The sequence below is a fragment of the Pseudoalteromonas sp. KJ63-1 genome, assembly GCF_055808145.1.
This window is the reverse complement of record NZ_CM147855.1, coordinates 251914-270992: the sequence shown is the minus strand read 5'-3', so window position 1 is coordinate 270992 and position 19079 is coordinate 251914. Positions and strand designations below refer to the sequence as shown.

Annotated in this window: 20 protein-coding genes, 1 pseudogene and 1 riboswitch; of the genes and pseudogenes, 8 read left to right on the top strand and 13 right to left on the bottom strand. The window is 40.9% G+C overall.

Going from position 1 to position 19079, the window contains the following annotated elements:
- Positions 1 to 114 precede the first annotated feature (114 nt).
- Positions 115 to 221: riboswitch (TPP riboswitch) on the bottom strand.
- Positions 222 to 318: 97 nt separating this feature from the next.
- Both AC0L7Q_RS01200 and AC0L7Q_RS01195 read right to left on the bottom strand, forming a co-directional pair.
- Positions 319 to 717 carry an META domain-containing protein gene (locus AC0L7Q_RS01200; protein WP_283235058.1) on the bottom strand — a complete coding sequence of 133 codons (399 nt, stop codon included), beginning with the start codon at positions 715 to 717 and terminating at the stop codon, positions 319 to 321.
- Between the two features lie 115 nt (positions 718 to 832).
- Entirely contained in the window at positions 833 to 1231 is a 399-nt protein-coding gene (locus AC0L7Q_RS01195; protein ID WP_413401182.1) for an acyl-CoA thioesterase, read from the bottom strand.
- 103 nt (positions 1232 to 1334) lie between these two features.
- Between AC0L7Q_RS01195 and AC0L7Q_RS01190 the strand changes: the two genes are divergently transcribed.
- Positions 1335 to 3434, top strand: coding sequence for a TonB-dependent receptor (locus AC0L7Q_RS01190; protein ID WP_413402914.1), 2100 nt, complete (start codon positions 1335 to 1337; stop codon positions 3432 to 3434).
- Between the two features lie 224 nt (positions 3435 to 3658).
- Here the strand turns inward: AC0L7Q_RS01190 and epmA are convergent, their stop codons facing one another.
- On the bottom strand, positions 3659 to 4633 hold the full coding sequence (gene epmA, locus AC0L7Q_RS01185) for an elongation factor P--(R)-beta-lysine ligase (RefSeq protein ID WP_413401181.1): 975 nt from the start codon (positions 4631 to 4633) through the stop codon (positions 3659 to 3661).
- A 59-nt stretch (positions 4634 to 4692) separates the two neighbouring features.
- Positions 4693 to 5259, bottom strand: a complete 567-nt coding sequence (efp, locus tag AC0L7Q_RS01180; RefSeq protein ID WP_010390517.1) for an elongation factor P — start codon at positions 5257 to 5259, stop codon at positions 4693 to 4695.
- 40 nt (positions 5260 to 5299) lie between these two features.
- On the opposite strand from efp, the pseudogene epmB reads away from it, so the two are divergent.
- Positions 5300 to 6312, top strand: a pseudogene (gene epmB, locus AC0L7Q_RS01175) (EF-P beta-lysylation protein EpmB).
- Here epmB and AC0L7Q_RS01170 read toward each other — a convergent pair.
- Positions 6309 to 6518, bottom strand: coding sequence for a hypothetical protein (locus tag AC0L7Q_RS01170; RefSeq protein WP_013463951.1), 210 nt, complete (start codon positions 6516 to 6518; stop codon positions 6309 to 6311). The pseudogene epmB and the gene AC0L7Q_RS01170 sit on opposite strands and share 4 nt — an antisense overlap.
- A 116-nt stretch (positions 6519 to 6634) precedes the next feature.
- On the opposite strand from AC0L7Q_RS01170, the gene AC0L7Q_RS01165 reads away from it, so the two are divergent.
- Positions 6635 to 6925: a hypothetical protein gene (locus AC0L7Q_RS01165; protein ID WP_010390514.1), complete on the top strand. Its 291-nt coding sequence runs from the start codon at positions 6635 to 6637 to the stop codon at positions 6923 to 6925.
- A 53-nt stretch (positions 6926 to 6978) separates the two neighbouring features.
- On the opposite strand, the gene AC0L7Q_RS01160 is transcribed toward AC0L7Q_RS01165, so the two are convergent.
- Positions 6979 to 7467 carry a DUF3016 domain-containing protein gene (locus AC0L7Q_RS01160; RefSeq protein WP_413401179.1) on the bottom strand — a complete coding sequence of 163 codons (489 nt, stop codon included), beginning with the start codon at positions 7465 to 7467 and terminating at the stop codon, positions 6979 to 6981.
- 242 nt (positions 7468 to 7709) lie between these two features.
- Between AC0L7Q_RS01160 and galE the strand changes: the two genes are divergently transcribed.
- Positions 7710 to 8726, top strand: a complete 1017-nt coding sequence (galE, locus tag AC0L7Q_RS01155) for a UDP-glucose 4-epimerase GalE (protein WP_413401178.1) — start codon at positions 7710 to 7712, stop codon at positions 8724 to 8726.
- Positions 8727 to 8802: 76 nt separating this feature from the next.
- On the opposite strand, the gene zapE is transcribed toward galE, so the two are convergent.
- Positions 8803 to 9912 (bottom strand): cell division protein ZapE, encoded by a 1110-nt coding sequence (gene zapE, locus AC0L7Q_RS01150; protein WP_413401177.1) that lies wholly within the window; start codon positions 9910 to 9912, stop codon positions 8803 to 8805.
- A gap of 58 nt (positions 9913 to 9970) precedes the next feature.
- Between zapE and rsuA the strand changes: the two genes are divergently transcribed.
- Positions 9971 to 10669 (top strand): 16S rRNA pseudouridine(516) synthase RsuA, encoded by a 699-nt coding sequence (gene rsuA, locus AC0L7Q_RS01145; protein WP_413401176.1) that lies wholly within the window; start codon positions 9971 to 9973, stop codon positions 10667 to 10669.
- A gap of 134 nt (positions 10670 to 10803) precedes the next feature.
- Here rsuA and AC0L7Q_RS01140 read toward each other — a convergent pair whose 3' ends face one another.
- Positions 10804 to 11577 (bottom strand): YggN family protein, encoded by a 774-nt coding sequence (locus tag AC0L7Q_RS01140; RefSeq protein WP_010390508.1) that lies wholly within the window; start codon positions 11575 to 11577, stop codon positions 10804 to 10806.
- 139 nt (positions 11578 to 11716) lie between these two features.
- Entirely contained in the window at positions 11717 to 14146 is a 2430-nt protein-coding gene (locus tag AC0L7Q_RS01135; RefSeq protein ID WP_413401175.1) for a zinc-dependent metalloprotease, read from the bottom strand.
- 154 nt (positions 14147 to 14300) lie between these two features.
- Between AC0L7Q_RS01135 and AC0L7Q_RS01130 the strand changes: the two genes are divergently transcribed.
- A complete protein-coding gene (locus tag AC0L7Q_RS01130) occupies positions 14301 to 15269 on the top strand; it encodes a class 1 fructose-bisphosphatase (RefSeq protein WP_413401174.1) in 969 nt (322 codons plus the stop codon).
- Positions 15270 to 15382: 113 nt separating this feature from the next.
- Here the strand turns inward: AC0L7Q_RS01130 and AC0L7Q_RS01125 are convergent, their stop codons facing one another.
- Positions 15383 to 15709, bottom strand: a complete 327-nt coding sequence (locus AC0L7Q_RS01125) for a hypothetical protein (RefSeq protein WP_413401173.1) — start codon at positions 15707 to 15709, stop codon at positions 15383 to 15385.
- A gap of 43 nt (positions 15710 to 15752) precedes the next feature.
- Between AC0L7Q_RS01125 and AC0L7Q_RS01120 the strand changes: the two genes are divergently transcribed.
- Positions 15753 to 16103, top strand: a complete 351-nt coding sequence (locus AC0L7Q_RS01120; RefSeq protein ID WP_413401172.1) for a DUF5522 domain-containing protein — start codon at positions 15753 to 15755, stop codon at positions 16101 to 16103.
- 1 nt (position 16104) lies between these two features.
- On the opposite strand, the gene AC0L7Q_RS01115 is transcribed toward AC0L7Q_RS01120, so the two are convergent.
- Positions 16105 to 16935 (bottom strand): sulfurtransferase, encoded by an 831-nt coding sequence (locus tag AC0L7Q_RS01115; RefSeq protein ID WP_409424505.1) that lies wholly within the window; start codon positions 16933 to 16935, stop codon positions 16105 to 16107.
- Positions 16936 to 17207: 272 nt separating this feature from the next.
- Here AC0L7Q_RS01115 and AC0L7Q_RS01110 point away from each other — a divergent pair, with 272 nt between their 5' ends.
- Positions 17208 to 17804: a glycosyltransferase family 25 protein gene (locus tag AC0L7Q_RS01110; RefSeq protein WP_409424504.1), complete on the top strand. Its 597-nt coding sequence runs from the start codon at positions 17208 to 17210 to the stop codon at positions 17802 to 17804.
- 43 nt (positions 17805 to 17847) lie between these two features.
- Here AC0L7Q_RS01110 and AC0L7Q_RS01105 read toward each other — a convergent pair whose 3' ends face one another.
- Positions 17848 to 18267, bottom strand: a complete 420-nt coding sequence (locus AC0L7Q_RS01105; RefSeq protein ID WP_409424503.1) for a group I truncated hemoglobin — start codon at positions 18265 to 18267, stop codon at positions 17848 to 17850.
- Positions 18267 to 19073 (bottom strand): DUF3034 family protein, encoded by an 807-nt coding sequence (locus AC0L7Q_RS01100; RefSeq protein WP_413402912.1) that lies wholly within the window; start codon positions 19071 to 19073, stop codon positions 18267 to 18269. The genes AC0L7Q_RS01105 and AC0L7Q_RS01100 overlap by 1 nt, the downstream gene beginning before the upstream one ends.
- Positions 19074 to 19079: the final 6 nt, after the last annotated feature.

Genomic DNA, 19079 nt, shown 5'->3' with positions numbered 1-19079 from the left:
TTGTCAGATATTCCGCTGAGGAATAGAGAAAGATCGTAAAGTAGCTTTATGCGACTTTGCGGCCTAAAATGGAGGTTGCTTTTTTGTGCGCATAAAAAAAGACGCACAAGCGTCCTAGTTAGGCAGCTTGTTCCCTACGCAGGTATTAACCTGATCAGGTTCACGGATCCCGCTTTCGCGATCTCAGCCTAAATAAAACTTAGGCACTCCGACAAGTATTTGAATTGTTCGTTGATTTGATAAGTTTTGATCAAATCTGCGATGAGTGTACGCCAGTTGAAAATTCCCTGCAAGGGGCTGTTTTTCAAAACTCAAAAATTATTTTGGGATAAACACAAATTTTTGTTCAGCTTGCATTACCAATGTTTGGTCTTGCATATTAAGCACAGCACCTTGCTGCAGAGCTTGTAAAAACTGTTGCTCAAACTCATCCAATTCAGGGCCACATGACTTACGTGTCATACCTAATTTACTTACGCTCAAGCTACTATCTTCAAGTGAGCCTTCACCAAAGAACTTATTACATCCGGTAAAGCCGTTTATTTGTAGCGCATCGATAAAGCTCATTGATGCTTTAAAGGACGCGGGAATGGCCAAATCATCAACCTTTGATAATTGCCATTGTGTATATTTTAGCTGCTCAGTGGTAACTGTCCCTGTTGATGCGCAACCAACACATAAACCGATTATAAGCATCGGTATTGCTGCTAATTTCATGTTATTACAAACTTAGTGTCTAATTAATGTAATAGTATCAATATTTGTCAGGTTTATCCGTTAAAAATGCATATTTTAAATGTAAATTTTTGTTTAAAATTCATGCTATTTAAAACTATGCAACCGCTTGGAATAAGTTATCTATCTGTGGTGGTAAAAATGGACGACCTCTTTCATTAACTGATGTACCAATAACTAAGGCATTGAGCATCACTTTTTCATCTTGTTTACGCACTACCGTTTGTTTAAATGCAAACTTAAGACGACTAATACGCACAGGCTCTACCGCCACATAAAACTCATCTCCAGGCAATAGGGAATGTTTGTAATCCATTTCACTGCGCATCACCACTAAGTTAATTTTATCTTTTGCAAGCTGTGCAAAATCAACGCCGTGTGCGTATAAAAACTCGTGGCGAGCGTGCTCAAGATAATTAAAATAAACACTGTTATTTACAATACCTTGTAAGTCACATTCGTAGTCGCGCACCTTAAAGTCTAATTTAAAGGCCATAATTAGTAATCCCAATTATTTAACGTATAATTGTCGCGTTTATAGCACAAGTGTTGAAATAATTGCTACCATACGAGTCCCTAAAATGGAGTTAAGTAACCTAATGAACCTACGTTTGTCTTTAATTACAGCCACGTTATTACCCCTGTTCGCAGCACCTATCTATGCTAACGCAGATGACACCGAACTAGAGAAAATCATTGTTACCGGTGACTTTCAGCAAGAAAGCATTCAAACATTAAGCGCCAGTGCCAGCTTATTTTCTGAAAATGAAATGAATCAACGTGGTGCAACGTATTTAGACGAAATGTTAGCCAGTGCTGCCAATGTAAACTTTGCTGCTGGTGCGTCTCGCGGACGTTATATTCAAATTCGCGGTGTCGGTTTACGCTCGCAGTTTGTTGACCCGATAAACCCATCTGTGGGCTTAGTAATTGACGGTATTAATTATTCGGGCTTAGGTGGCAGTTCATTATTGTTTGATATTGACCAAGTAGAAATTTACCGCGGTCCTCAAGGTACACGTTTTGGTGCAGATGGTATGGCGGGCATGATCCAAATGCAATCAGCTAGTGCAACCAGCGATCCTAGCTTAAAGTTACATTTAGGTGCCGGCACTTATAACAGCCACGAAGCAGGCCTTGCTGCTAGTACAGGTTTAACAGATGACACCAGTGCCCGCGTTAGCTACTTTCGTAGAAAGTCTGACGGCTACGTAGACAACCTTTATTTAGATAAACCCACTCAAGATCAGGATGAGCAAGTTGCACGCTTTAAATTAAACAGCCAGCTTACAGCTCATTTAAATTCAGAACTTAACCTGCATTATATTGATATTAATAACGGTTACGATGCATTTACTCTTGATAATTCTCGCAACAGCCTTGCTGATCAACCAGGCGAAGATAATCAACAAAGTTATGCTATTGGCCTGAATAATACTTACACTGGTTTTGATGCCTTTGATGTGAGCTTAAACCTTTCAGCTATTGATACAGAACTTTTTTATAGTTTTGATGAAGATTGGGTGTGTAACGATACTAATAAGCCGCAATTATGTGCCGCCGGTTTACATCCTTATGGTTATAGTTCAACAGATATTTATAGCCGCGATCGTGATGATCAAGCACTCGATCTGCAATTTACTGGTAAAGCAGGTAACTGGGTTGCGGGTATTTACTATCAAAATCGTGATGTGGATTTAGAGCGTCAATATACGTGGTTAGCCAATCCGTTTGCTTCAACCTATGAAACTAATAACATTGCAGCTTATGGCCAATTAGCCACATCAATAGGCCCAAAAACTACGCTTATTACTGGTTTACGAGTTGAGCAATATCAAGGTGATTACACCGATAGTAACGGCTTTATTGAAGAAACTGATGATATTATGCTCGGTGGTAAAATTGCACTTGAATACCAAGTTATTGACCGTACCATGATTTACACCAGTATCACCCGCGGTTACAAAGCTGGTGGTATTAATTCAGAAGCGCTAGCAAAAGCAAAAGATGAAGGTTTAAGCTTAGATGCTGATTTTTTCAAACAGCATACCAGCTTTGACCCAGAGTACTTATGGAGTGGTGAGTTTGGTGTTAAAGGCTCATCGCTAGATGACAAGTTTACTCTGCGTTTAGCTGCTTTTTATATGCACCGCGATAATATTCAATTAAAGTCGTGGCAAGTATCAGATCAACAATTTACAGGTTATGTCGCCAATGCCAGCTCTGGCAGCAACTACGGCCTTGAAATTGAAGGTAGCTACTTACTTACTGATAATTTACTCATTAGTGGTAGTGCTGGCTATTTAGATACGAAAATCAACGACTTTGTAACTAAATCGGGCTTAAACCAAGATGGCCGCGAGCAAGCACAAGCGCCTAAATATCAATACGCATTTAGTGCGCGCTACAATGTTACTGATGAGCTATATGCTATGTTAGGTGTTGAAGGTAAAGATGATTATTACTTCTCAGACAGCCATAATGCACAAGCTCCAAATACAAACTTAGTGAATGCAAGCCTTGGTTACGAGGCTGAAAGCTGGGCAGTTCGTGCATGGGCACGTAATGTGTTTGATGAAACCGTTCCAACTCGCGGTTTTGAATTTGGTAACAACCCGTTAGATGGTTATACAAGCCAAACTTATATTCAACTAGGTGAGCCACGTGTGGCCGGCGTTACGTTTACACTCAACTTGTAATACAGCTACCAGTTGTCAGTTAGGGATTTAAAAAACACCGCGTTTAATGCAAACGCGGTGTATTAGTTTTGTGTAGGCGAGTAGCTTGCTGCAGCGCACGCAATCCAAATGGTTAAAGCAAAGTACAGTTAAAAATGTAGCTTTCAGGTTTTGGCGGGGAACGCACATCAGCTCGAATCCCGCCGCCCGAAGCTCGTCGCCGGCAACCCGAAGCGATAATTCACCTAAGCTCTGGCCACATCAAACGCAATCACCTCTTTTATTTTTCGATTATTGGTTGCTAACATCACGAGTCTATCAATCCCTAATGCAACCCCCGCGCATTGCTCTAAACCATGTTCCAATGCTGAAATTAAACGCGTATCCATAGGGACTTGCTTTAAGCCATTGGCGGCACGGTAGGCGTTGTCTTCGTTAAACCTTTTTGCTTGTTCTTTAGCATTAGTGAGTTCATTAAAGCCGTTAGCCAGCTCCATATTTTTATAATACAACTCAAAGCGCCCTGCTACTCGCTGATCGTGCTCACAAATTTGTGCCAGTGCCGCTTGTGATGCTGGAAAGTGATACACAAAACAGGGAATTTCTTGGCCAATAGTCGGCTCTACTTTCATACAAAATAATAATTGCAGCAAGGTATCTTTATGAGTCTCGTTTTTAGCAATATCAGCAAAGCCATGATCGCATGCGAGTTGTTGTAACTGCGTGATAGAGGCAGTTAATGGATCGAGCCCTAGCGCGCGTTCAAACGCCTGTTGGTAGGTAATCCGCTCTGCAGGATCAACCTCAAGAATAAGCTGCATCAGCTCATCGATTTCGTCCATCAAAGTAAATTCGTCAAACCCAGGACGATACCATTCAAGCATAGTAAATTCAGGATTATGATGACTACCCGCTTCTTCATTTCTAAATGCCTTACAAAGCTGAAAAATAGCGCCTGAGCCGGCCGCTAACAAGCGTTTCATCGCAAACTCTGGAGATGTTTGCAAAAACAGAGGAAGCCCACCAGCATGACCCGGGCCTACAAATGTAGTATTAAAGCTGGCTAAATGTACATCGGTTACACTGGCAGCACTTAAACTCGGTGTTTCGACTTCCATTACATTACGCTCATAAAAGAATTCCCGAATGCTGCGCATAATTGCTGCGCGTTGCTTAAGTATTTCTATGCTGGCACTCGGCTTCCAAAGATCTGCTGACATATTTTCTCCAAAAAAATCCCAGCTTAAGCCGGGATTTAATTAATAAGACGCGTTGCTGCTTACTTAACACGGCTCACGTATTCACCATTACGAGTATCTACTTTAATTACTTCGCCAATTTGAACGAATAATGGAACACGTACTACAGCACCTGTGCTAAGCGTTGCTGGTTTACCACCCGTGCCCGCTGTATCACCTTTAAGGCCCGGATCAGTTTCAGTGATCTCAAGCTCAACAAAGTTTGGTGGAGTTACAGCAATTGGGCTGCCGTTCCATAATGTAATAGTACATACATCGTTTTCAACTAACCATTTGCCAGCATCGCCCAGTGCTTTTTCGTCAGCAGCGATTTGTTCAAATGTTTCATTGTTCATGAAATGCCAAAATTCACCGTCTGTGTATAGGTACGCTAAATCGGTATCCATTACATCAGCACCTTCAACCGATTCACCCGATTTAAAGGTTTTTTCAAGTACCTTGCCAGAGATAAGCTTACGGATACGAACACGGTTAAACGCTTGGCCTTTACCCGGTTTTACCATTTCATTTTCTAAGATACTGCAAGGTTCGCCGTCCATCATAATTTTTAGGCCGCCCTTGAACTCGTTGGTGCTATAATTCGCCATCGTTTCCTCTATTTATATTTTTCGAGTAATCTACGTGCCAATGATACAAAGAAATGAAGCAAATTTGCATAAAAACTGGCAAAAAGAATTAGCAAATGTAGTTACCTGCCCAAAAGTGCTGTTAGAAATGGTTGGTTTATCGATCCAAGTCCATGAAAACGACATAAAAGCTCGTAGCTTGTTTCCTGTTCGTGTGCCATTGCCTTTTATAAAAAAATTCGTCACGGCGATGCAAATGATCCTTTATTGCTGCAAGTTATGCCTCGCCATCAAGAATTTTTAACTAAGTCGGGGTTTAATAAAGATCCGCTACTTGAGCAAGATAACAATCAACCAGGTCTATTACATAAATATAAGTCGCGTGTTTTAGTCATGTTTAAAACTGGTTGTGCGGTAAATTGCCGCTACTGCTTTAGACGCCATTTTCCTTATCAAGAAAACCAGTTAAATAAACGCAGCCTTATTGATGCATTGAGCTATATAAAAGCTGATAAAAATATTAACGAAGTGATTTTAAGTGGTGGCGATCCACTAATGGCCAAAGACGATGCTATTAGTTGGTTTTTAGATGAGCTTGAGCAAATACCACAAATAAAACGAATGCGCATACACAGCCGCTTACCCGTTGTGATCCCTGCACGCATTACTGAACAATTATGTGAAAGATTAGCAAAGTCACCACTAAAAGTTATATTCGTGAATCATATTAACCATGCCAACGAAATAGATAGTGACTTTAAAAACGCCATGAACATGCTAAAACAAGCCAATGTACTGTTATTAAATCAGGCGGTTATTTTAAAGGATGTTAACGATACAGTTGATGCGCAAATAAACTTAAGTGAAGCGTTGTTTGATGCAAATGTATTGCCTTATTACTTACACTTACTAGATAAGGTAGAAGGCGCAAGTCATTTTGATATAGATGAGGCACAAGCCATAAAAATAATGGCAGAGCTTTTAGAGGCCCTGCCAGGATTTTTAGTGCCTAAACTAGTAAGAGAAATAGGGGGCCAAAAAAGTAAAACCCCTATCGACCTCAAATTGGTTTAAACATAAACGTTTACATTATTCCCAAGTGTTGCAGTAACCGACTTAGCCGGTGTTTGTGCACTTGAGGTTTGTGTAGCACCTTCAATAAGCGCAAGTGCAGCGGCGCCATCAGCTTGCTGTTGCTTTTTAGATAAAGCAGCAGTTAAAACCTCTGCGCCTTGGCCTGCACCAGGGATTGTAGGTAGATTTCCACCTGATATATTCATAACTCACACCTGACATTTAAATGTAATACACGTATTATAGTCGTTGAATTGGTAAATTACTTTACCAACCCACTTAAGTATTTATCGGCAACATTGCACTAAGCTTTAGGAAAACCATGGATTCTATAATTGAACAACTCAACGCCAACTTAAAAATTGTTTACCGTCAGGCGCTTGATGCTGATAAAAAACTCGATGAGTTACAACAGCAAGGCCACGGAAAATTTAAAGCCTTATTTGCCGAGGACGCTGGGTTTAGCTTTGAAGCTAAACGCTTTAAGCCTTACGTTTTAGACGTTGCCGCTGATGTAGAAAGCTTATCGAGCGACGGTTTAGACGAAGAAAAGCTAAAACAAGCAGTAATTAAACTACAAAACTTACTAACCTTGTTAGCGACCTTTAAGTAAGCACTCTGGGCTTACTACGCAAAACATCTGTTAAACAGATGTTTTGCGCTATGTTACTTAATTCGCGGTAAAATTTGTTCACCAAACCACTCTGTTAATAAGCGTTTTTCGTAGTAAAATGCTTCATCTCGACCCATTTTAATTTTATCCATAAAACCCATATCTTTTAAATTTACGTTATCTTCTTGTGCGACAACGCCATTTTCATCATTGAGCACATAATTAAATTCAATGCGTGGAAAGTGAATAGGTTTTACCACTCGGATTTCGTTAACACCGCCATAGCGTACGTCTCCGGCTAAATCTAAATCGGTGACTTCAATTTTTAAACTGTAATTTTTAGGAAGTTGCTCGCTGAGCTTTGCAAAGTGTTCATCAATACTTTTGGCTATTTGCTTATGGTACGAGCCTTTAGCTTGGTTTGATGGGCGTACATCGCGATAATCATTAAAGTCATGCCATTTCACTTGAGCCTCACCCGCGCAAACAACACTCGGTAGTGCAATACACATCAACATTGCTATTTTTTTAACTAAGTTCATACGTTTCTCCAACGAGTATTTTGATCAAATGAATATTTTACAAATCGCTATACAACACTTTAGCAATTACATATGAACTATAACTTAATCTTTACGCTGAGGTGTTATTAAAATTGCACAAAATGTAATCGAAAGTACGGTTTACGATCATACTATTACAAAGCAAATAAAATAATACATGTAAAAACTCATTATTTATGGTGAAATTAGGGTAATTGAACAGGGGTTTCCAAGGAGCATTCATGGCAATTTTAGTAACCGGTGGCGCAGGCTACATTGGCTCACACACCGTTTTAGAACTTTTACAGCAAGGCAGCGACGTTATCGTTATCGATAACTTAAGTAACTCCTCTGAAGAGTCACTTGAGAGAGTGAAAAAAATAACCGGTAAAGCAATTACTTTTTATCAAGGTGATATTTTAGATAAATCCTTTTTAGACTCAGTATTTGCAAAACATACCATCGATAGTGTAATTCATTTTGCAGGTTTAAAAGCGGTTGGTGAGTCAGTAGCCAAACCAATCGCGTATTATCAAAATAACGTACAAGGCACATTAACACTAGTTGATGCTATGCGTGACGCGGGTGTGTTTAAATTGGTATTTAGCTCATCTGCAACAGTTTATGGTGACCCTGCAAGCTTACCAATACGCGAAGACTTCCCCGTTGGCGGTACAACCAACCCATATGGTACCTCTAAACTAATGGTTGAAATGATGCTGCAAGATATCGCTAAATCAGATGAGCGCTTTGCGTTTGCTATTTTACGCTACTTTAATCCTGTTGGTGCACATGAGTCAGGCCTAATTGGTGAAGACCCTAATGGCATTCCTAATAATTTACTGCCTTTCATTTCACAAGTTGCGGTTGGTAAATTAAAGCAGCTTGCTGTATTTGGCGATGATTACGACACGGTAGATGGTACTGGTGTGCGCGATTACATTCATGTTGTGGATTTAGCCTTAGGGCATTTAAAAGCACTTGATAAAATAGCCGCAGAAACCGGTGCGCTTGTTTATAACCTTGGTACCGGTAACGGCTATTCAGTATTACAAATGGTCAATGCGTTTATTAAGGCTAGCGACCAAGCTATCCCCTATGCGGTTTCACCTCGTCGCCCAGGTGATATTGCAGCCTGTTATGCTGCGCCAGAAAAAGCGCTTAGCGAACTAGGCTGGCAAGCCGAGCGCGGCATTGATGTTATGATGCAAGATACATGGCGCTGGCAGTCAAATAATCCAAATGGATACAGAAAATAAAAGCTTTAGGTTTTAGGTTTTAGGTTTTAGGTTGATATGAGCCTAAAACCTTATACCTAGCACCTCTTTTTTACCTCTACCAGTTTTGCATTTCAACAATGCGAGACTGAGTTCGCGCATATTCAAAACTTAATTTTTTACCTTGATACAACTCGTTTATGTCGGCCTGTGCATTAATAACCAGTAATTTGTGGCAATCATAAAACTCATCGACTAAGGCAATAAAGCGCCGAGCTTCATCATCGAAAGTATGCTCATCTAACTGCTGCTTTTCGCGCTGATAGCTGTCTTCTATACCATGCACAATAACTTTACCAGTTGCCTCTTTTCCCATTATTGGCACATTCGAAATATATAGCACCGAAAACTGTTCTGCTAAAAACATATAATCATTAGCGCTGCGAGGGCCTGAGCACAATGACATAAAATCAATCAGTAAAGCATCGTCAGTTCTTAATAAATAGGACAGAGCTCGGCCATGCACAGTCATTGTATTATCACGCGCTGCTTGAGGGTGTGCGGATAAAAACTCAGTTTCAAACTCAGCGTGGGGCAAGTTAATAAAATAATGACGACTACTTCTGCCGTACCTGAAGCGGTGATCTTCCTCCCCCGCTACGTTAATTACATGACAATGCGCATTTATTAAATCGATAGTTGGTAAAAATCGCGCGCGTTGCAGACCGTTGTAATAAAGCTGCTCCGGTTTTGCGTTAGAGGTTGCTACTAGCACCACGCCTTGTTCAAATAAAGCGTTAAATAACCGAGCCATGATCATGGCGTCACCAATATCACTAACAAAAAACTCATCAAAGCACAGCACTTTTATTTTTTTAGCCCACTGTTTAGCAATTATTTGCAGCGGATTTTTATCCCCTTGTAACTTAGCTAGTTGAGCATGAACTTTTTCGATAAAATGATGAAAATGCAGGCGCTGCTTTTTCTCTGTGGGTAAGTTTTCATAAAATAAATCCATCAACATAGATTTACCCCGACCAACCGGGCCATATAAATATATTCCCTTAATTAAGGGTGCTTTTTGCCACCAGCTTGTAGGTTGATTTAATTGCTCATTTAAAGACTGTAACGCACTCACAGCTTGGTGCTGCGCCGCATCAAAATCAAGCTCTCCTGATGAAACTTTGCGGTGGTACAGGCTTAAAATTTCTGTGCTGGGCTCTGTCATGGTATTTCACTATCCGCTATACTCGCGGCCATTGTAGCCGACTAAAAATGTGAACAACATGAAGTTTCCTTGCCGTTTAGATAAATTTATTAGCCATTTAGCAGAGTTACCGCGCTCAAAAGCCCGCGCAGCAATAAAAAGCCAAGTGGCTTGCGTTAATGGCGAGGTGATCACAGCATTCGACTTTCAAGTTACTCAACAAGATGATGTGTTATTTCATGATCAGCCATTAGTTTTTTTAGGTAAACGCTACTTTATGCTCAATAAGCCGGTAGGTTATGTGTGCGCTAATTCAGATGAGTTACACAAAACCGTATTTGATTTGCTTGACGAGCCAAACATGGTCGACTTTCACATCGCCGGGCGTTTAGACATAGACACCACTGGCCTAGTGCTTATCACCAATGATGGCGAGTGGTCACATAAAATTACCTCGCCGAAAAAGAATAAGTTTAAAACCTACCTAGTCGAAACCCAAGAACCGATTACCGACGATGCGCTACAACAGCTACGCGACGGTGTGCAGTTACACAATGAAAAAGATTTAACTCGCCCTGCTATTGCTGAACGCGAAGGGAGTTACGGTTTACGTTTGTCGATTTCTGAGGGGAAGTACCATCAAGTGAAACGCATGCTAGCAGCGGTAGATAACAAAGTGGTTGAACTACATCGTGAACAAATTGCGGGTATAAAGTTAGGCGAAGATTTGGCTGCAGGTGAATACCGCCCATTAACTGCCGCAGAGATAAAACTGTAAGGTTGTTTAAGTGTTAGGAAATGGCTTCGGGCCACGAGGTTCGGGCTGTTCACCTGCCGCTCTAGGCTCGCTGCTCGTTGCCTTTAATAATCTTGCTTAATATCTGTTTGAAATCTGGCGTTTGACACCTGATCTTACGATTTAATTTGTACTAAATCAAAGTCTGTCATTCCAGGTACAATGGCTTGCAGACGAGACTCAGTAATATCTAGAGAATTTAAGCATTCACAGTATTCAGAGGCTTTAAGTTCTAATTGGTGGGCTTTTTTCTGCAATGACTTATCGATTTCTTTGGTAATGATATCCATGCGTTGCCCCATGTCGTTCATGCGGTCTTCTATATTGCCTTCTCGAGATTTAAACGCATCCCCGAGCGACATTAAAATAGCACCCAAAGAGCCATGCACAGCAGAGTGTATTTTTTGGCTAATTTCTTTAGTAAAAAAATCATCAATTTGGGAAAGCGATTGAGGGGCTATAAAAAAGAAGTCATCGCCACGCTTAAACTTATCCATGAGTGCTCGCTCTACATATTGTAATTGCGTTTTTAGCACTTCGGGTTCTTTATCTGACATGCCCTCAACAACATGCTCAATAGCACTGAGTCCTAGGTTAACGCCATCAGTCGCTAAATCAACCAGCTCAGGAACTGTTTGACGAATACCATTGCTAAATTGTTCTAGCACTTTGCTTTCATCGGTGCTTAAATCGACCCAGTAGCCTCGAATAAACAGTTGATTATTATTGTTAATTTGCACCCTGGTTTGGCCTTTATCAACAATACGGATCACATCATCGGTAATAATTAAACCATGACGAAGTTCAACATCACATTGTTTTTGTGCGATTGCATTGGAGCTTAAAAGTGCCATTGATAACGCCAATATCGAACGAGATAAAAACGCCATAAACACCTCAAAAAGACTAAAATAGGGGGTGGCTAGATTAACAAAAAACCAACTTTATGCAAGCAAAAGTAACACCCTAAAAACAAGGCACCATGAAACGTAACGTTTACACAGCGCCTTTATCCTCTGGCTTGTACTATTAAATAGGTGAGCCTGGTGGTATTGGCAGGGCTTTAAAATTATCAGGCCACTGGCCTGTTGTTAAAAACTGATTAATTTGCGACGCTAAATAGTTTTTAAATGCGCTGTCACCCACTTCAGGGTGGCCTAGCAAAGAGTGCTGATTAAACTCATCAGCAAGTTTACTTAAATAGAAATGCAGTTGCGCTTGCACTTCAGGGCTTAAACCGTCGTTAGCCACAAGATCAGCCATGGTTTTTGCCGTTAGGTACTGTACTCGTTGTGTTACTTTTCCTGTCATGGTGGCAGGCGCTGATACGTTAAACACCTGCTTGTTTAACTGTTTAAGTAACTCATCTAGGCTATAAAAGCGGTTATCACGTGCTTGTTGCTGCGCTAATCGATTTAATCGTTGAGCGTTTAGTAATAGCGATAGGCTATGCTGCGCTGCCACTTCAGGCAATGCAAGTGCATCCATAGTTAAGCCGGTACGACCCACTATACTTTCTCGTGATTTAGACTCGCCATACGCCTTTGGTACAATCAAAGAAAGTATCGACTCTGGCAGCGTTAAATTAGTTGCTTTTAGGGTGGCTAAAATAGCATTAACGGCTTGTTGCTGAGCCTCTTTAGTTACAACTTGGGCGCCTTTAACGGGTGCGTCACTGCGTATTTCATAGTCATAATCAACGCCCGCAATAAGCTTAGCAACCGCTTCAACTTGATAACGGTGGAACAAGTAAAGTGGCACTAGCTTTTCTTCTAACTGCGACAGCGCAACCCCAGTTTTTATATTGTTAATACCAAACTGTCCGAGCGCCTGCTCTCGCACATCAAGTACTCTAAGTAATTCTTCACTTGGGTTACTGCCGTTATCCCAAACATGCGCTGTAGGGTGCGCTCCACCTTTTGCACGGGCATCACTGTCAGAAATAAACGCCAAACCTAGCGATTTATTTTGCTGTAAAATAGCAGCGAGTGCTTCGCTTTCATCTTGGCCGGTAAAATCACTGTAGCCATATTTAATCACTTGCGTATCCCATGCGCCCATACCTTTAGCATAACCTTGAGATACATCTAACTGACCATTATCTGCAAAGCTCAATAACGGATGCGGATAATCCATCACCGAAGCGCGATTATTTACCGACGCAGCAAAGTTGTGCGCAATACCCAGTGTATGACCAATTTCATGAGCACTGAGTTGACGAATACGATCAAGTGCCATTGCATGTAAAGCAGTTGCCACTTCATTGCCTTTTAAATAAGGCGCAGCGAGTGATTCAGCAATTAAGATATCTTGACGCACTCGCAACGATCCCAGTGTCACATGGCCTTTAATAATTTCGCCTGTACGTGGGTCTATAATTGAACTGCCATACGACCAGCCTCGGGTAGCACGGTGCACCCATTGAATAACGTTGTAGCGCACATCCATTGGATCAGCATTACTTGGTAACACTTTAACTTCAAACGCATTTTTATAGCCTGCTGCATTAAAGGCGTCATTCCACCATTGCCCGCCATCTAATAAAGCCGTTTTTACTGGTTCAGGTACCCCTGGATCTAAGTAATAAACAATAGGCTCTACTGGCTCACTAACTGCTAGGCTTGGATCTTTTTTTGCTAAACGATGGCGCGGAATGTAACGCACATACATAGACTCATCGAGCCCTGCTGCATAATTTTTATGCTCCACACTCCAATAACCCGATTGCGGGCTAAATTTTCGTGGCGTGTAATTATCATCAGGCAATTGAATAAGTGAATGGTGCATGTGCACACTCAAAGCGTAAGGGTCAGCACTCACTTGGCGAACATATTTACCTGGTTTGGACCCTTTAAAGGTGAGAATGGCTTCAAGTTCAGTATTTTTCAAAAATGCTTTAGAGCGATTCATAAATACCGCACTGCGTGACTCATCAAGGCTAAACTGCCCTTGCTTGCGCGCAGCTAAAGTACGGCTTACGCCATGTACGTCACTCAGTAAATAAGGGGTGTAATCTATTAATGCAGCATTGGCATCTTGAGCGACAACTTTAAAACCCGCCAAAATGCTGGATGCAAACGCTTCTTTAACGCTTTGCTGCTCTGCTATATTACTCGTGTTTGCACGGTAGTAAGTATTTACGGCACGTAACATCACCTTGTTGCCAAAGCGCTCAAACTGTACCAAATAGGTACCGCCTAATTGGCCTCTATCTAAACCTATGTCGTTAGAGCCAACGCCATAAGGCAAGCTATGCTGTAGTAAAAATTGTTGCTCAAGTTTATCAACTTTTAAATACACATTGCCGTTTTGCGTATCGTAAAAGAAAGAAAAATAACCAGGGAAATGGTTCATTTTTTCAGTAAATTCGTCAATAGACTTAATTGCTGCGTGCGCTTGGGTTATCATACAGAGCAGCACAGTAAAGAGTATGTAACTTAATCGTGATATTTTTTGCATAATCTTATCTTTGTTATTAGCGTTTTAAATGCGATGTAGGTACCCCATTATAGGGGGTTATTTATACAATACAGTTATTTAAGACGAATTTCAGCGCTCTAAACTAATCTCTCTCACATTATGATTAGTTTTAACACGTTATCAGGAAAAAAGAATGCGTAGACTCCCACCAGTATTACTAGAAGATGGCTGTTCAAGAGAACTTTTGTCGTTAATTCGTACTATTTTAGCGGCATGTAAAGAAATTTCATTTCGCGTCGGTCAAGGTGAATTATCGGGCGTATTAGGCTCAACCCTCGATGAAAACATTCAAGGCGAAACACAAAAGAAACTCGATGTATTATCTAATCAGTTATTAAAAGATATATTGCTGGAGTCGGGGACGGTTAAAGCGATTGCCTCTGAAGAAGAAGATTATACTGTTGCCGGTAACCCAGATGCTGAATTTATTGTGGCTTTTGACCCACTTGATGGCTCGTCGAACACCGATATTAACTCGCTAGTAGGTACTATTTTTTCTATTATGAAAGCGCCTGTGGGTTCAGATGCTGCTGATGAAAAGATTTTTATGCAACCTGGGCATCAACAAGTGGCTGCAGGTTACGTGCTGTATGGCCCATCAACTATGCTTGCGCTAACAACGGGTAAAGGTACACGCATGTTCACCTTAGATAAAACCCAAGGTAGCTTTTTACTTACTCAAGATTTTGCCGCTATTCCTGCTAAAACTAATGAATTTGCAATTAACGCCTCTAACCAGCGCCACTGGCAGCCGGCAATGCAAAACTACATTAATGATTTACTTGCCGGAGATACAGGCCCTCGCGCTCAAAACTTCAATATGCGCTGGATTGCTGCAATGGTTGGGGATGTACACCGTGTACTTAGCCGTGGTGGTTTATTTACTTACCCAACTGATACTAAAGACCCTAATAAGCCTAATAAGCTGCGTTTACTTTATGAAGCAAACCCAATGGCGATGTTAGTAGAGCAAGCCGGTGGTATTGCTTCAACAGGTACTGAGCGTATTATGGATATTCAGCCTGATGCCATCCATCAGCGTGTTGCGGTTATTTTAGGCTCTAAAGACGAAGTAGAAACTTGCTTGAGCTATCATAAGTAAGCTTTAAGAACAGGTTTTAGGTTTCAGGTGTCAGCTAGAGGCTAGCCCAATGGTGGTTACTAACATCCGAAAACTGTTGCTTAAAACCTTTAATATTTTCTGATAACCACCTGCTACTGTTGTAACAGCTTTAACAACTGTGCGAGCTTTTGATGAGTCAATTCGCCCATTTGCTCGCTATTACTTAGCGCGTAAATAACGCCTTCATGCTTAGCGCAATTTATGTCATCTCGCGACTCAATGACATTTGCCCACAGCTGTAAATCATCAATATCAATTTCTTTATTTAAACAACGCGTAAGTACATTAATTAGTACAGGCTTTGTGAGTGTGTACAGGTAAGTTTGATTGTTTGCTGCGGTTGAAACAATCACACTAATGGCGCTATCTCTATGCTCCCCAAAAGTAATAAATTCAGCCAATGCTTTTTGTATATTCATAATGTTTGTTATTCTTGCTGCTCTACTGTTAATAAGACTTAAAATGACCCAGATAAACTGCAGCCAATGTAATACAACGCTTAACTGTAATGTTAATGATATAACCGCATGTTGGTGCTATCAGTTACCCGCTATTTTACCACTCGATGATACAGCAACCAGCTGCTTATGCCGCTCATGTACTCTTGCTAAAATAAATAGCTATTTAGAGACTATATACACCCAACCAATCAAAGCTCAAATCGCTTTTGCTAAACAATTTAGAAGCCATGATAATTTAATTGAAGGGTTAGATTACACCATGCAAAATAGTTACATGGTGTTTAGTAAGTGGTATTTTTTAAAGCGGGGTACTTGCTGCAAAAACGGGTGTAAAAATTGTCCTTACAATTAATCTACTCTCCCGTTGCAATAGGCAGTGAGCTATCAGCGCCCCACTCACTCCACGAGCCGTCGTAAACACTTAAATTATGATATCCGCATTCATCGGCGAACAGCGCAAGCGCACAGGCAGTAACACCCGAACCACAGCTAAATTGTAACTGGGTTGCATTACCGACTAATTCACTAAACTTTGCCTGTAGAAAGTCGAGTGATTTTGCCTCGCCATTTTCTAATAAACTAGCTAAAGGTAGCGAGTAGCTATTAATAATATGGCCGCTGCGCATATCCGCTCTTGGCTCTTTATTTTTACCAGTAAAACGCTCATAAGCACGCGCATCTAAAATGACCGTATTGGCATCCTTAGTAGCACTTAGCACCTGTTTTTTATCAATAAAGTAACCAGGCTGGTATTGAGCAATAAAGTCACCTTTTAGTGATGCTTGTGTATAGTTTGACTCAACCGCAAGCTCTAGTTCAAGCCACTTGGCTAAACCGCCACTGAGCACTTTAACGTTATTAAACCCCATGGCTTTAAACATCCACCAGGCTCTAGCTGCACTGAATAACCCCGCATCTTCATAAATCACCACCAATGAGTCGTGATTCACGCCCGCTTTTTGCATCACCTGAGTAAATTGCTCTGCACTACACAAGGTATTGGGTAATGGGTTTGAAGTATCTGCGAGTTCTTTTTTGATATCAAATCGTTGTGCTTTAGGTAGCATAGCAACGGGCGAGTATTCCCCTGCAGCTGAGGGGCGCAACATACCTGCATCAAAGATAACCAGGTTAGTTTGCTTTAAACGCGCATGTAACCATTGTGCACTGACTATATTTTTCATCATCTTGCCAAATTTGAGGAAATGAAATTGCTATATATTATTACAGCCTGTTTATAAACAGAATTTAGACTGGTTACAAATTATAATAATGCTAAAATAGCTGCTTTGAGGTTTCTAAATAAAATTATGCCAATCCCTTTTTACATTATCAATATGCAAGGCTGCGAAGACCGTTGGGAAACAACCCTAAAGCGACTTACCAGTCTACACTTAAATGCTGAACGTTTTGAAGCGACCATTGGCAAAAACCTTAGTGAACAAGAAATCCTCAAGTGGTATTGCCCGAAAAAAATAAAAAACGTTACAATCGCAACCTATCTGCAGGTGAAATTGGTTGCTATGTAAGCCATATGCGCCTTTGGCAAAAAATGGTCGATGAAAATATCGCTTATAGTGTTGTATTGGAAGATGACCTTTTCATTGAAGCTTCACTTAAAGATGTTGTTGATGCGGCGCTTAAATTAAAAAACTGGGATTTAATCAAGCTATCTGATAATCGAAACTTTCCATTTATTGACAGTACGTTACTAGAAAACAACCTAACAGTTGGCAACTATAAAAAGGCACCTAATGGCACTCAAGGCTACATCATTTCACTAAGCGGCGCTAAAAAGCTACTCCAAAGAAAACCATTTTTTAGACCAGTAGATGTCGATATGCAGTTTCACACTGAAGTAGGCCTAAATATGATTGGCATAAAACCCTACCCTGTTGCCGAAGATCGAAGCTTTATTAGTGAAATAACAAGCGCTAATGCAGGCTCCCATTCCAACCGCAGTACATTTATCAGAAATTTAATTCATAGATCGAGTATTCATAGGCAAAGACGATATAAAACGGCAGATCTTGCTAAGATTACAGGTGAGTAATACTCAAGCATATTTTTATATGTATTCATTTGACTATAAAGTATTAAATCTTAATAATTTCGCCACGCATTGGCGCCATTTTAGCTAAAATTTTATTTTGCACTGTATGTGGGATATTTTGCTCGTTCATTGCATTTATTAATAAATCGACAACGTGGTTAAAGTCTTTTTCATTTATGTTCATACCCGTATGAATAGCAACCATCGAGTCGCCTTTGTATTCACAAGGGCCCTCCACCAGCGAACATAAGTGGCTAATAAATCCTTGTCGAAAATGGCTAATATTACTGTGTTCAAAGTAATGAAACACCTGTTTGTCATTGCCTATTTGAACAATAAAACTGTCAGTTAACTTTTCAAGCCCTGCTTGTTCGCCTAGCTGCTGATACAAAGAGTTATTAGGCTGAGCAGCACATCCTGCAAGCAAGCTTAAACAGCAAAAAGTAAACACGCTAATTTTCATTACCAATACCCCGTTACCGATAAATACCAGCCGGTTTGGTTATCAACACCAGCAATCCGCCCTAAGTCTAAATAGGCCGCCGTTACACTGACATGTTTATTAGGCATCCACGCTATAAATAAATCGCGCCAATCTTGTTCGCCTAACCCCAAGTTATTGGCTTTTTGCCGATACTCAATGCCAATAGCAAGTTCACGACTTACAAACACCGCACTACTTGCTTCTAGTAAAATATGGCTACCTTCATTAGCCCCACCATATCCTAAAAGCCCTAACTGATTGGCTTTACTGTAACGGGTGGTCACATTCCAAAACCAGTTGTACCCAGCAAGTGCACCCAAATGTAATTTACTGGCTGCAAGGTATACATCTGTACCACGGGTATTTTTTGCACCAACCAACTTTGCAACTGTGCCATCATCTAGTGACTTATGCTGTACACCCATGCTTAGTTGGGGCCACTTACTGTAAACGACATCACCATATAAACGAATTTTAGCCCCAGAAATTGACTGCTCTATTTCTGTATTGAGCGCAGGCACATCAAACCGCTGCACGGCATAACTCAGTTCAACACGATTAAATAGGTTAAGCTGCACACCACAGGCATCTAGGCGGTAATCTGTTACATCAGCACGACTACAAAAGCCATTAACAGCCCATTCGTCCTCACTGGCATAACCTGCTAGCTGCGCCCAAGGAACTAACCCTCCGCCTGCACTGCCTTCAATTTGAGATACACCCGGTGTTGCTAATAGCTTTCCCGTTGCAGCTAGAGTAAACGTACTGCAAAGTAAGAGTGTCATGCTCAG